The organism is Postechiella marina, assembly GCF_039538365.1.
GTDB lineage: Bacteria > Bacteroidota > Bacteroidia > Flavobacteriales > Flavobacteriaceae > Postechiella > Postechiella marina.
In genome coordinates, this window is the sequence record NZ_BAABCA010000005.1 from 358,283 (window position 1) to 373,912 (window position 15,630).

Below are 15,630 nucleotides of genomic sequence, written 5' to 3' on the forward strand. Positions count from 1 at the left end.
TAATTCTTACTTGTTTAGTTTATAAAAATTTCATCAATTAAAGTTCCTACTTCTCCAACGTTAATTATTTTAATATTATTAGCTCCTCTTCCTAGCTTAATATTCACCTTGGTTTTGTACCAGTCTGCACCCCAGTTCTTTGTATTTCTTAACAGTACTTTTTCTTTTACGACTTTGCCATTTACTAATACGTTAATATAAGCTCCAACCTCATCAATATTTTTACCACCATGCCTTATATACATATCAACAGCTACCTCGCCTCCATCATTTTCTTGATACCAAGATACAAAATCGCCTTTCTTGGCTAGTTTAACATAACCCTTACCTCTATAATCTTTTCCTTTATAAAGTGTTTTACCTTGTATAGTTTTAGCATTTTCGGCCTGTTCTCCTTCAATAATTGTTTTACCCTCTTTTATTTTATTCCAAAGAAAACCTTCATCTAAAGCAAATCGTTCTTGTAAGATTTGAACCGGTTTCCCGTTAGCAACTACCATAGCTTTAACAGTAGCTCCTAATTTTACATTAAAAGGCCCTTCATATTTTTTTGATGTTGTTTTAGGCTCAAATCCATCAATTGTATAAAACACTTCAATATTTACATTTTTAAGCTTCCCTCGTAATGCTATTAATTTTGTATCTATACTTACCTTATTTGATGTAATTTGCTTTTTCTCTCCTAAAATAGAGCTTGCTAGTAATGTAATATCCCCACTATTTTCATTCGATTCTATATAAGCTCTTGTTAGGCCATAAAATGCATTTCTATCTTTTGCTTCAAAATGCTTTTCTACATCTATTGGGCTTCCATTGTCTAGCGCTCTTATTTTAGCTGGACCAAAAACATAAAAAAAGGTTCTATTTTCTCCGTAAGGATACATTTCTCCTTTGTCGTCGGTAGTTGTTACCCTTATTTGTACAATATCTTGTCCTGCTTTTGCTAGCGGTTTTCCATCTACAGACAACTCTATTTTAGACGGTGCATTAGCTGTTCTTATAGTTTTTGTGGTAATTGCTTTTCCTTTTTTATACCCAACAGCTTTTAAACTTCCTGGTTGCCATTTTACCATCCATTGGCATTGCATTTTATTCCAAATTGTACCTGGCTTTATTGTACCTAAAGATTTATTGTTAAAAAACAATTCGACCTCATCACAATTAGAATATACCCAAACAGGTATTTTGGTTCCTAATGCCACCTTTGGGTGAGTCCAGTGTGGTAAAATATGTACCATGGGTTTGCTTGTCCACTGGCTTTGATATAAGTAAAACAAATCTTTTTCAAAATTGGCCATATCTATAGCGCCTCCCATAAAAGATTTAAAAGGCCAACCTCCATGCACATAGCCTGCCTCTCCTATATAATCGTAACCTGTCCAGCGAAAAGACCCTGCGTACTCAGGTATATCTCGCAACTGCTCTATATTTAACCGAGACGATACACGAACCATAGCATTATCGTAACTCGAATTAAAAATTTGTTTTTTATGTCCGCGTTCTAAATCGCTAACCCAATCGTGAGAAAACACTTCTTTTTCTGTTAAATCTGGCAACGGATATGGTTTTTGTCTTTCGCTAGGAAAACCGTCTCTAAACCATGTTTTTGTTCTATAAAACCCTCTTACTTGCCAAGTATGCGTATTCTCTGTCCCTATAAAAAACGGATGACCTTCGTGTTTTAACTCTTCAAAAAAGCCTTGTTTTTCACTATGACCATTTACCCCAAACACATCCATATATTCTGAAGCAGAATGCCCTGAGGTTACTAATCTAGTATTATCAAACTGATGACAAGTTGCAACCAAATCTTTACCTATATCGCCTCGCGTTTCGTTACCTACACTATAAATTACAATAGAAGGATGATTTCTACCCCGCTTAATCCAATCTGTTACATCTTGTTTCCACCATGTATTAAAATGATGTGCTCCATAATCGTTTTGCGCTTTTTGCATCCAACCATCAAAAATTTCATCCATAACCATCATCCCCATTTCATCGCATAAATCGTAAAAAATTGGTGTTTGTGGGTTATGAGATGTGCGTATAGCATTTACGCCCATATCTTTTAATTGCTGAATTCTAAATCTTAAAATTTTATCTGGAACAGCTGCACCCAAAGCCCCTGCATCTTGATGGTTACACACTCCCTGTAGTTTAATATTTTTACCGTTAATCCACATACCTGTTCCATCTTTCCACTCAACATCGCGCACACCAAATTTAGTTTCTTTTTTATCTATAGTTTTCCCTTTTACCACGACCTCGCTTACCAAAGTGTACAACGTTGGATTTTCTACAGACCATAATTCTGGACTATTTAAAGTTATAGTTTGCTCAATTTTATTATTAGAACTCTCTGCTATTTTAAACTTAGCACTTGTAGCAGATAACTTATTACCATTAGCATTTAACACATATGTTTTTAATATGCCTTTAGAAGATTTAAGCGTTTTATTTTCAATCTTAGTATCAATAAAAACGCTATTTCCTTTAGTTCTTACAAAAACACCATCTCTAGCTATATGGAGGTTTTCTTTTACATTAATCCAGGTGTGTGCATAAATTCCGCTACCGGTGTACCAACGTGCAGATGGTTGCTTATTATTATCAACCCTAACTGCAAATGTTATTTTATTCGAATTAGCTACTTGCTTGCTAATATTATAAGCAAAAGACACCCAACCGTAAGGTCTATTACCTAACTTTTCTCCGTTTGCCCAAACCGTACTATTCATACAAACACCATCAAAAGCTATTTCTACATATTTTCCTTTCCATTCTTGAGGTACATCTATAGTTTTTCTATACCAACCAAAACCAGCAGGTAAATACCCGCATTGGTCTCCCATTGGGTTAGCTTCATCGTATTCGCCTTCTATACTCCAATCGTGAGGTACATCTAATACCCTCCAAGAGTTATCATTAAAATTAACCTGTTCTGCTCCTAAAATATCTTCTTGAATAAACTTCCAGTTTTTATCGAAGCTTTGTTGTTGAGCCATTGCCGAAATTGACAATAAAACAATTAATTTAAATAATTTCTTTTTCATCTGTAATTACATTTCCTTTATTAAATGTAAAATTCCATACATAAAGAAATAAATGAGTATTCTCCAATAAATAACATGTACTCTACAGTTTATTATTTATAACATTTATGCTAATACAAAAACACAATTATGATTAATTGATTTATATAATTTTATTGAAACTTTGTTTGTTTTTCAAATTTTATACGCTCAACATCTTCCAAACCACTTTTAGTCTTTCTTGGTTTAAACTATATTCCTAAAAAAAACTAATTCTTTTTTGAGTCTATATTGGAAGAAAAAATTACTTTGATTTTATCTTAGCACTAGCATGCGGTATTAACCATATGCAAAATACTTTGATCTACTTATTTGCTATAATCATTTTATCCATCATAGTTTTAACCATTTTAGGATGCTTTTTTGCAATATTGTTATCTTCTCCTAAATCTTTAGACAAATCATATAACTCAAAAGGTAAATCTTTAGCTTCTGTTTTTTTTGTTTTATTTTTATGAATCAAAATACCTTTAAAGTCACCTATACGAATAGCCTCCTTAGTTGCTTTCCAATCGGTATATTTCCAATACAAAAATTCAGCTTTTTTTTGGTTTTCATCTTTTCCTAAAAGTGTTGGCAAAAAAGAAATTCCGTCACATTGATTTGGCGTTGGCTGATTTGTAAGATCTGAAACTGTTGCCATAACATCCCAAAATGCACTAGGTAAGTTTGTAGTACTTCCTTTCTTTATTTTACTAGGCCAGTATGCCAACATAGGAGCTCTTATTCCGCCTTCGTAAACATCTCGTTTCCCTCCTTTTAAAGGCCCGTTAGAATTCCAAAATTTAGGATTATGACCTCCTTCGTGATGCGTACCATTATCGCTAGTAAAAATAATTAAGGTGTTTTTATCAGCTTTATACTTTTTTAATAATTTAATAATCTCACCTATCTGATTATCTAAATGTTGCACCATTGCAGGGAAAGCTGCTATAGGATTTATGACATCTTTACAATCTTCATGTCTAGAGGTATACTTACCAATAACCGTATCAAACTGCGGATATTTTTTTCGCCATATATCATGTAACTTTTTAGGTGCATGCATTGCTGCATGAGGTATTGCTGTTGGAATATAACAAAAAAATGGCTTCTTGGACTTTGCATTACTTTCTATAAAGCTATAAGCTTTATTCATAATTACATCATGTACATAAGTTCCCTCTATCTGCTTTTCAATCTTACCATTATGTACCATTTCTTTAGGGTAATATGTATGTGCAGCACTTTGTGTTCTCCAACCATAAAACTCATCAAATCCATGACTTAAAGGGTTTCTACTATCATCTTCATTTGTATAGCCTAGCCCCCATTTACCAAATGCTCCTGTTATATAACCCGCATTTTTAAATATTTCTGGAAGCGAAGTATATACCATATCCATTGGCAACTCTTCTTTAGAATTACCCGTAATATAAACATGTCCTGGGTGTTGCCCTGTCATTAAAACAGCTCTAGAGGGACTACAAACAGAGTTACCCGAGTAATGGTCTGTAAATTTCATTCCTCCACTAGCAAGCCTATCTATATTTGGTGTTTTAAACTTATCTTGTCCATAACAACTTAAATCACCATAACCCAAATCGTCTGCTAAAATATAAATAACATTAGGTTTATTATTTTGCGAAAACACCATCGTTTTAAATAATAAAAAAACAATAATTGTAAATGATAAATACCTCATAAAGCGAAATTAAAATAAATTAAACCTTTATTCCTTTTTAAAAGGAAACACATTGGAATTAACATGCGCTTCATTCATTATCTTTTGAATTTTAGCCACAATATCTGGATGGTTTCCAGCTATATTGTTAGATTCAGTTTCATCAATATCTAAATTATATAGTTCCATTTTAGCATTTTTATCCTTTAAAACATTATAAATAACACCTTTCCATTTTCCCATACGTACCGCTTGTCTTCCGCCTTTATGGTTAAATTCCCAATATAAATATTCGTGGTTCTTTTGATTTTTTTGATTTAAGAGGGCTGGTAAAAACGATATACCATCACTTTGCTTTGGTGTTTTTACTCCTGCAATATCTGCTACTGTTGGCATAAGGTCCCAAAAAGCAGAAACATGATTAGATATGCTCCCTGGTTTTATTTTCTTTGGCCAAGAAACTATAAAAGGGGTTCTAATTCCTCCTTCGTACAAATCGCGTTTAATACCTTTTAAACCGCCTGAACTGTTAAAATACTCAGGATTTGCACCTCCAGCACTATGCGGACCATTATCGCTAGTAAACATAATAATTGTGTTATCTGCTATACCTAATGCCTCAACCTTCTTTACAATTTGCCCCACATAAACATCCATTCTATCTACCATAGATGCAAACGCTGCAAATGGTGTTGGTTGTGTACAATACTTTTGTTTAATAATATCTGGACCATAATCTGAAGCATAAGGTGCTGTAAACGGTACTTCTTCAAACTTTCCAATATACTTTTGCAGAATAGAATCTTTTGGCGAAATTAATTCGGCATGAGGTAATACCAATGGTACATAAGCAAAAAATGGTTTATTCTTATTCTCTTCAATAAAATCTAGAGTCGCTTCTTGAATTTTATCTGGTGCATAGGTTACTGTGTTTGTCCAATCGTTACCTTCAAGAATAACTTTTTCTTTATTATTCCAAATAAAATCTGGATAATATCTATGGGCTCTACGTTGGCAATTGTAACCATAAAATTTATCGAAACCTTGATTTAAAGCATCACCTTCAGAACCAATATAACCTAATCCCCATTTACCAAAAGCGCCTGTTGTATAACCAGCCTGTTTTAGTAATTCTGCAACCGTTATTGAATTAGCGGACATAGGAATTTGACCATCTTGACCTTTAAGTTCTTTATTACCTCGTATTGGTGTGTGTCCCGTATGTTGCCCCGTCATTAAAGTTGACCGTGATGGTGCACATACCGTAGAACCACTATAATGCTGAGTAAATTTTATGCCTTTTGCTGCTAAGGCATCAATGTTTGGTGTTATAAACTTTTTTTGTCCGTAAGAACTTAAATCACCATAACCTAAATCGTCTGCTAGAATATAAATAATATTTGGTTTTTCTTGCTTGTTGGTTTGAGCACAAACACTTAACTGAAAACAAAGTATAACTACAACAATCTTAAAAGACAATCTATTTATTATATATTTCATAACAACTAATTTAATAAAGCTTTCAATTCTTTTCTAAAACCTTCAAGCACTTTTATATTCTGCTTATTATTTGCAATATTATACCATTCCATAGGGTCTATTCTATGATCGTATAGTTCTTCAAATCCATCAGAATATACTATATACCTGTAATTTTCATTTCTCAAAGAATGATTCCCTAAACCTTTTGTTGTTAATGCTGAATGCTGCCAATCGCCTTCTGGATTAGCAACTAAGTGCTTAAAACTATGTCCGTCTAAATCATCCTTTTTTGGCAAATTACATAACTCTATAAGTGTTGGGTATATATCTATTAAAGAAACAGTACGTACACTTACACTCTTGCTTTTGTTTCTAGGATCGAAAATTATTAACGGTGTTTTTGCAGACTCTTCCCAAAGAGTTTGTTTAGACCAATGCTCTTTTTCGCCTAAATGCCAACCGTGGTCTCCCATTAAAACAATTATGGTATTATCTTTATAATTACTGTTGTTTAAATTATCTAAAACGTGGCCAACACAAGCATCTGCAAAAGCTAAACTAGCTAAGTAGCCTCTAACTGCAGATTTCCATTTTTTATTTAATAAAATCTCATTATGCAATTTCCCTCCAGACCAATTACTACCAATTTTACCAACATCTTGCAAATCGTTTTTTAAAACTTCGGGTAAAACAATATCGTCTTCATTAAATAAATCGAAATATTTTTTAGGTGCATATAATGGTAAGTGCGGTCTAAAAATTCCACATGCTAAAAAAAATGGTTTATCATGATTTTTTTGAAGAAAATTTGCTGCATAATCTGCAGATTTCCAATCAGGTGTCTTTTCATCTGCTACATCTACAGGTCCCCAATCAAAAGATTTTGTTTTACTTCCTTTTACTCCTGCTCTTTTAAAATTTAAACCATTTTGAAATCTTTGTTTTGGATATGGTGTGCCTAATCCTCCTTTATGCTCTTCTTGAAAAGATCCTGGATCGCTACCTTCTTTTGGTTCTGGTTTTGTTCCTCTTGGATTATGAAAAATTTTACCTGCTGCTGCAGTTTTATATCCATTTTTCGCAAAATACTGCGGTAAAGTTACAGTGTTTTCAAAACCTTTTATTTTTCTAAACACTTCTACGTTACCATAAACACCTGTTGTAAAAGGCTGATATCCAGTTAACATACTAGTTCTTGATGGGTTACATAAAGCTGCAGAACAATAAGCGTTTTTAAATACAGTACTCTTAGCTGCCAATTTATCCATATTAGGTGTTAAGGCTTGTGGGTTACCTCCAAAAGCACCTACCCAATCGTTCATATCATCCACCATAATAAATAAAACATTTGGTTTTTGATTTTTCTTACTTTGACCTTTTATGGTATTTAACGAACTAACTATAATCGCTACTAAAACAGTAAAAACCTTTAATTTTTCAAATTTCATTATTCTTTTATTTATTTTATTGTAAAACACAAAGTAATATGCTCTTAATACGTTTTATGTTCTTATTAGTTTATAAAATGTGCTTATTTGTTTACTTAACTACAGCTTGCAACCTTACTAGTACAACACCATGCGAAGGTACTACAGCAGAAAACGCATTTTTATAAACACCAATATTTTTTTGTCTCCATAAATCTCTAACCATTTGCTCTCCTAAAATACCTGCTAGTTTATAGTTTAAAGTTAATGTTGCTTCGGTTTCTTTTAAATTAAATAAACCTACAGCTTTATCGCCATTTGCTAAGTCTTTTACAACAATATCCATAGTATCGTCATGAAAAATTGATTTTCCTGGTATTGCCATAGCATCTTGATGCATTTCTAAAACTTCATGATTAGTAAGCAAGTTTAATGTAAAATCGTTCATAGTTTCTATAGGGCAACCAATAAGCATTGGCGCAGCCCATAATGTCCATAACGATACATGCGAGTATTGCTCATCTGCAGTTAATCTAGATGGTTGTGGGTGTCCACCTCTACTATTTACCTCACCAATTACCAACATATCTGGATCTGGAAAATGCCCTGGCGCTCCCCTAAAACCTGTTTCCATCCAAGTTCTATGTGCTTCCCACTCGTCTCTTATACTTTTATGGCTTCCTTTACCATCCCAACGGTCTTTTAAGTCTCCATAGGTTCTAAAACAATTTACTTCCTTTCCAAATAATTCGGCATTCTCTAAGGGTGCTGTATTAGACAAGGAATAAATAATATCTCGACCGCTATTCTTTAAAGCCTTTGCCATACGAATGGTACTTGCAGGCTCATTAGGATTCCAATCGTACTTTAAATAATCTATCCCCCAATCTGCCCATTGTTTAGCATCGTTATCGTCAAAAGTATATTCTGCAACCCGTGTGAATGTTCGTTTACTTTTTAATTTCTTTTGATTCATAGATTGATTCCAACGACCATCTTCAAAATCTGAAGACCCTCCAATATACCCAGCATAAGTAGTAACCCAAGGTGAAGAATAAATTCCAACTTTAAGTCCCATACTATGAATTGCTCTACACATACCTTCCATGTCTGGAAATTTTATAGAATCTGATAAAATCGCATGATGTACGCCTCCTCTATGCGATTGCCACGCATCATCAATATTAACATAAGACCACCCAAAGTTTTTTAAACCTTTATCTACCATCGCTTTTGCAGAAGCAATAACATTTTTTTGAGTAACATCTGGTCCCCAACAATTCCAACTATTCCATCCTAAAGGAGGTGTTAAACAAATAGTTTCTCCTACTATAATATCAAACATCTTAGAAGTTTCCCCTAAATTATTCTTTGCCTTTAAAACCACTTTATGACTCCCTAATTTTTTATCAAGAACAAAACCACTAATAACTCCTGTATTTGGGTTAACTGTTAACCCCTTTGGCAAATTCTCTACTGCATAAGTAATAGGCCTTTTTCCTGTAGCTGGAATTGTATATAAAAATGGAGAACTAGGACGAACACCAAAAACCGATGCCCCATGAATTTTTACTTTTTCTCCTATTTTAGGTGTTAAAATATATTTTCCCTCTTCCTTTTTAGGTTGATATATTTTCGTTTCTATTTTCGAGCCACAAGACATTAATATTGAAACTAATCCTACTAGTATAATTCCTTTATATTTCATTATTATATTTTATAATTATTGAAGATTAATCTAATAAAAATCTGAAAGTATATTTTTCTCTCCTTTTTCGTATTTCCACAAATACTCTCCTGTTTTCTTTACACATTTGTCTCCCCAATGGTGTGGTAAAACAGACACTAACGGATAACCCGTTTTACCTTCGTAACCGTTTAAATGCTCTAAAAACTTCTTTTCTGTTATAGCTCCGGTATCATTTCCACCTATATGATCGAGATTAATACCTCGCCCAGGAGCAGATTTATAACAGATTTCGTAATGTGTTTTTACTCGCCCTTTCCAATTGTAATTATCGTTTAACCAAACATCATTAGTTCTTACAACATCGGTATATTTAGTAAAAAAAATATCTGGAACATGAAATTCCATTTCTATATTTTTATCAATTAATTTTGCTGCCTTATAAAGTTCTTTATGAATGTGCAACATATCAGATTTTGTGTTATAAGACATATCTATTTTAAACTTCATTACACCCATATTATAAAAACGTGCAATTACTTCGGATGCATAATCAAAAATATCTGCTTTGGCATTTAACCATTGTATATCGTCTTTTCTAGAAGAATTGGATCCTTGCTTAAAATTCCCCAAAAGCTCTGGGTATTTTTTAGCAGCCATACTGTTTTTATGAATTTTAGGAAAACCAATCCATAATCCAGGTGTAAAACCTTTTTCGTTGATTAAATCCATTGTTTTTCTAAAATCTGGAAATTTTTTACGATCGGGAACCCAAGAACCAAAACCAGAATTAATACTTCCATCAGGAAACATACCCCAACCATGATCTAATGTTAGCTTACCTTTAGGGTAATCGAATTCTATAATTTTGTCGATATATCTTTTTACAAAATCATGAGTTAGCAAATGAAAATGCTCTTGTCTTTTGGTAGATTGCTTTTTTTGTTCAGACCAAGTGCAATACTCAACATCTGCCCAAAACTTAGGTGTTTCTTTGTAAGGATTAATATTTAACCGCTGCATCATAATACGGTTATATGCTTTCCATGCCTTGTCTCCATTACCTACCTCATCTAAATAAATATCTTGACCTTCAGGGATATTTATGCTTAATGTTTCTTTTCCATCAAAACTAAAAATTGAATTTTCGAATCCTAATGTAGTCATAAATCCAACAAAAACACCTTTAGCATCTATAATTACAGGAGAGCCAGACATACCGCTAGCAGCACAAGTAAATGGGTTTTGGGTAAATGCATGAGATTGATAATAGTAATCGTTTCCGCCTTTTTGAGCTGGAGTTCCGTTACTTTGATAGGGGCAAAACAACGGAGCAGTAACTTTAACTTTTACCTGCCTACCATCTCCTAAAATTATGTTTTCGCTAAAATAAATGTCTTTATTATCTAAACGATTTAAACCAACAACAGATCCTGATACTCCTGCCATAGCTACACTTCCTATACCTACCTTTTTTATAAAATCTCTTCTGTTATTCATGATACCAACAACTTTTAAATATTTTAAAGCTGAAACTACATGATTTAATAAAATAAAGTGTCTTTGGTAGTTTTTACAATGTATCTAGGCGTCCATTAATAATTTTTAAGTCTGTTTTTAAGCACCTAACTTACTTTTTCTTTTTAGCTCTTTTATCTGCTAATTCTGCATTATAATTAGGGTTAGGTGTCATCATTTGCGCACCTACAGATTTTCTCCACTTTTTTAAATCTTTTAGTAAATATTTTACTTTATTAGGGTTAGATTCTGAAATGTTTAAAGTCTCGTTAGGATCGGTTTTTAAATTATACAATTCTAGCTTTCCGTCTTCAAAAAACTCGATAAGTTTCCAATCGCCATTACGAATAGCTCCATAAGGTTTTGTTCTGTGGTAATGCGGATAATGCCAATACAATTTATCTCGCTTTAACTTTGTTTTTTTACCAGTTAATAAAGGCATTATACTAAGACCGTCTATATGTTGTTTTGGTTTTAATTTTAAACCTGCCATATCCAAAATGGTAGGATAAAAATCGGTTCCAATAACTTTTTCGTTACAAACTGCACCTGCTTTTACCTTATTTGGCCATTTTACTAAAAAAGGTTCTCTTGTTCCACCTTCATGCGAAAATCCTTTATAACCTTTTAATCCGTTAGTGGTTTCATCATAATTCCCTCCATTATCTCCTGTTAAAATAACGATTGTATTATCGGCTATGCCTAAATTTTCTAACTTTTGCATTAATACACCCACGCTATTATCTAACTTTTCTACCATTCCAGCTCTAGCAGGATTTAAATACTCATTTTTAGTATTTTTAAATGTTTTGGCCTTCTCTTCATATTTTGAAATCAATGCTTTAGGCGCCATTATTGGTCCGTGAATCGTGTAGTATGAAAAATATAATAGAAATGGTTTCTCTTTATTAATGGTATCTAGAATAGTAACAGCAGCATCAGTAAGTTTATCTGTTAAAAAATCGTCTTTCTTACCATTGTCTAAATTAGGCATATCAAAAGGCGAAAAATATTTACCCCTACCTTTTGGAGCACCCCATTCTCTACCTGCTATATTAATATCGAAACCATGATTTGTTGGGTAATGCGATTCAAAATCTTCTTGTCCAATAGGCATCAAATGCCATTTTCCTAAAAATACAGTATTATAACCTCCTTCTTTTAAGGCCTCTGGTAAAAGTACTTCGTCATGATTCATTTTCATGGTCCAATCTGGTACTTTTAATTTAGCATGCGGATATGGGTGCCCATCAATCCAATCTGTTAAATGGGTTCTTGCGGGATATTTACCCGTTAATATAGCTGCTCTACTTGGCGAACAGACAGTACAAGCAGCATAACCATTGGTAAATAACATGCCTTGGCTAGACAGTTTGTCTATATTAGGAGTTTCGTTAAAATTTGCTCCGTAGCAACCAAAATCTCCCCATCCCACATCGTCTACTAAAAGAAAAACAATATTAGGTTTAACCTCTTGCGAAAACACAAATACCGGGAATAAAAAAGCTAGTTTAATCAGAGACCTTATCATATAAAGTTCTGCTTAATCGTTAGTAACTTTACTTCCCCACCAATTATTTTTAGGATCGAAATCTGGGTTTAAATATTTTTTTCTTTCTTTTTCTCGATTCTTCAATAGTTTTGTAGCATTCTTTTTAAACACCTCTGCTTCCTTCTGTACATCATATAACGGATCTTTAGTTGGAAATTTAGCATTTACATTTTTTAAATAAGTAAACAACTCTGCACTAAGCTTTTTAACTCGTTCTGGATTATTACTAGCTACATTATTTTTTTCTGATAAATCTGATTTTAAATTATATAATTCTTCTTTACCATCTTCGTAATAATGAATAAGTTTCCAATCGCCACGCCTTATAATTCCTGAGGGATCTCCGCCTTGATTACCATAGTGCGGATAATGCCAGATTAAAGCGCGCTCGCTTAATTTACCACCAGAAAGCAAAGGCTTTAAACTTACACCATCTTGATGCTCTTGTGGTCTTTGTTCTCCTCCTATTAAATCTAATAATGTTGGATAAAAATCGGTTGAAGATACTGGTTCGCTAATAACTTCGCCTTTTGTAACATTTGGTATTTTTAATAGATAAGGCTCTCTAATACCTCCTTCGAATTGGTAACCTTTACCACCATTAAGAGGTAAATTTGATGTAGAAAACGAATCGCCTGCAGAAACGCCTCCATTATCTGATGTAAAAATAACAATAGTATTTTCGTCTAACCCCAATGTTTTTAAAGATTTTAAAACGCTACCTACCGCATCGTCCATGGTTTCTACCAAACCACCATAAACAGGATTATCTTGTACAACGCGCATTGGTAACCTATTCCGCATTTCGAATCCGTTTTCTGGAATACCCTGTTTTTCAGCCTTTGCTCTATATTTAGACCATTTTTCTTGTGTGGTTTGAATAGGCCCATGCACCGCATAAAAAGATAAAAAGGCAAAAACAGGCTGACCTGTTTGGTTTGGATTATTTTTACTTAAAAAGTTAACCGTTTCAGATGCTAAACGCATAGATAGGTTTTCGCCATCTTTCTTGTTTTCTAATTTAGGGTTGTTAAAAGGTCCGTAATACCCACCACGTGGTCCTCCTGCATCAAACCCGCCTATATTAATATCGAATCCATGATCTTCTGGCCACGAACCTTTATCTCCTAAATGCCATTTTCCTGCAAAAAACGTTTTATAACCTTCTTCTTTTAAAGCTTCTGGAAGTGTAACAAAATCTTTATTTAAAACATGCTCGTACTCTGCAGGTAATAATTTTGTGTGTCGATTTTTTTCTCGCCATGTCTCGCCAGATCTTGCTCCAATCCAATCTGTAATACCATGTCTTGCAGGAAATTTACCTGACATAATACTTGCTCTAGACGGACTACAAACTTGACATGCTGCGTAACCATTATCAAAAATTGCCGACTGACTTGCTAGTTTGTCAATATTTGGTGTTTCGTAATACTTACTACCCGCAAAGCTTAAATCGTGATATCCTAAGTCATCTGCTAGAATAAATAAAACATTGGGTTTAACTACTTTTTTTTCTTTTGCAACTTCATTTTTACATGAAATTGATAATGCAGCACATATGCATAGTGTTATTGCTAAATAACGTCTCATTTGGGTTAGTTTTTTTATGGTTTACTTTTATAATGAAGCAAGATAAACAACTTTATTTAATACTTATAGTTGATGATTACCTGTAAATACTTTACTAAATCGAGTCTCTTCATATTTTTTGTACAATTCGTCTAATTTATGCTTATACTTCGGATTATTTAGTAGGTTCTCTGCTTCCTTTTCTTCAATATTATCATTTAAATTAAAAAGAGCTCTTGCTGTACTTGTTCTATCAGACTTGTCTTTTTTATCTACTCTAATTATAAGTTTCCATCCTTTATCAATAATCATAAAATCGTGAGCAGCCCCACCTTGAACCATTAAATAATCGTGTGTTGAAGCTTTTTTATCATTTTGAAGAATAGGTAATAAATTATAAGAATCTTGCGCTACATTTTGTGTTAGTTTCTGGTTAGTTATTGCTGCAATGGTTGCCATAATATCCAACCCTAATATTGGTTTTTCGAACTGCTGATTCTTTTTTACTCCATCTGGCCATGTTACAATAAATGGCACACGATGTCCGCCTTCGTATGGTTGATTTTTTGCTCCTCTATATATATCACTAACTTGATGCCCAGATTTTCTGGTGTTTTTATCTACCAATAATCCACCATTGTCTGATGTAAAGATAAACACCGTATTATCGTAAACACCTTGCTTTTTTAGTTCTGCCACCAACATACCCATTTGCACATCTAATTCTTTTATCATGTCCATGTGTAAAGATGGTGTAGTGCCTTTTATTTTCTTTCCGTTTAATTTATCTGTTGGCGCATGTGGTACGTGTACAGCTTGCGAGCAATAATACATAAAAAACGGATCTTTTTTATTAGCATTGTCTGCTATATAAGCTACTGCTTTATTAGCTAAAATTGGTCCAATAGCATGTGGGTCCCAATTAGAATCTCCTAAACCAACATCTTTATCCAACTTTACATTTACAGTGGCTAAATATTCTGCATCTATAATATCTATTTTAGAATCTTCTTTAAGTTTTAACCATTTATTATTCTCGTATAACGCATAGGGTACGTCTTGAATTCCTGCTGGCAAAGTAACACTATAATCGAAACCCAATTGTGTTGGTCCATATAGAATTTTAGTAATATCGACATCTAAAATAGGCTTTTTACCCTTTTTAGGCTCGTAGATAATATTAGGAACTCCTTTTTTAGCAAAACTTGTACCTATGTGCCATTTACCAAAGAAAGCGGTTTTGTAATTAGCCTGTTTCATTAAGCGCCCCAAAGTCATTTGGTCTTCTCTAATTACAGGTTTAGCGTAGCCAGACCAAATACCCCAAGGGTGTGTACTTCTGTAACAACTATTTCCTGTCATTATTGCATAGCGCGTTGTTGCACACAATGCTGCAGGAGAATGGGCATTTGTAAACATCATGCCTTGATCTGCTAACTTATCTATGTTTGGTGTTTCTAATATAATATTATTAGAGTGCAATCTTCTGTATTTAGAAATATCTCCAACACCAATATCATCTGCTAAAACAACAACAATATTTGGGCGTTTATTTTTTTGTGCGATAGACGAAAATCCAATTAATGCAAAAAGCATTACTAAACCATACTTAATCATAACCTCTTTTATTTTTAAAT

Annotated in this window: 9 protein-coding genes; all 9 read right to left on the minus strand. The window is 33.4% G+C overall.

The features are described from left to right. Window positions 1-14 precede the first annotated feature (14 nt). Complete coding sequence (locus ABD715_RS13070; RefSeq protein WP_344788711.1) at window positions 15-3,056, minus strand: glycoside hydrolase family 2 TIM barrel-domain containing protein; 3,042 nt, start codon at window positions 3,054-3,056, stop codon at window positions 15-17. A gap of 343 nt (window positions 3,057-3,399) precedes the next feature. Then, the gene (locus tag ABD715_RS13075; RefSeq protein WP_344788712.1) at window positions 3,400-4,779 is read right to left on the minus strand and encodes an arylsulfatase; all 1,380 of its coding nucleotides are present in this window, start codon (window positions 4,777-4,779) and stop codon (window positions 3,400-3,402) included. A gap of 27 nt (window positions 4,780-4,806) precedes the next feature. After that, complete coding sequence (locus ABD715_RS13080) at window positions 4,807-6,258, minus strand: arylsulfatase (RefSeq protein ID WP_344788713.1); 1,452 nt, start codon at window positions 6,256-6,258, stop codon at window positions 4,807-4,809. A 5-nt stretch (window positions 6,259-6,263) separates the two neighbouring features. Then, entirely contained in the window at window positions 6,264-7,688 is a 1,425-nt protein-coding gene (locus ABD715_RS13085; RefSeq protein ID WP_344788714.1) for a sulfatase, read from the minus strand. 91 nt (window positions 7,689-7,779) lie between these two features. Beyond that, window positions 7,780-9,375 (minus strand): putative Ig domain-containing protein, encoded by a 1,596-nt coding sequence (locus ABD715_RS13090; RefSeq protein WP_344788715.1) that lies wholly within the window; start codon window positions 9,373-9,375, stop codon window positions 7,780-7,782. 30 nt (window positions 9,376-9,405) lie between these two features. Beyond that, window positions 9,406-10,854, minus strand: a complete 1,449-nt coding sequence (locus ABD715_RS13095; RefSeq protein WP_344788716.1) for an alpha-galactosidase — start codon at window positions 10,852-10,854, stop codon at window positions 9,406-9,408. A gap of 130 nt (window positions 10,855-10,984) precedes the next feature. Further along, the gene (locus ABD715_RS13100) at window positions 10,985-12,403 is read right to left on the minus strand and encodes a sulfatase (RefSeq protein WP_344788717.1); all 1,419 of its coding nucleotides are present in this window, start codon (window positions 12,401-12,403) and stop codon (window positions 10,985-10,987) included. 12 nt (window positions 12,404-12,415) lie between these two features. Next, on the minus strand, window positions 12,416-14,014 hold the full coding sequence (locus ABD715_RS13105; protein ID WP_344788718.1) for a sulfatase: 1,599 nt from the start codon (window positions 14,012-14,014) through the stop codon (window positions 12,416-12,418). A 63-nt stretch (window positions 14,015-14,077) separates the two neighbouring features. Then, window positions 14,078-15,610 (minus strand): sulfatase family protein, encoded by a 1,533-nt coding sequence (locus tag ABD715_RS13110; protein WP_344788719.1) that lies wholly within the window; start codon window positions 15,608-15,610, stop codon window positions 14,078-14,080. Window positions 15,611-15,630 lie beyond the last annotated feature (20 nt).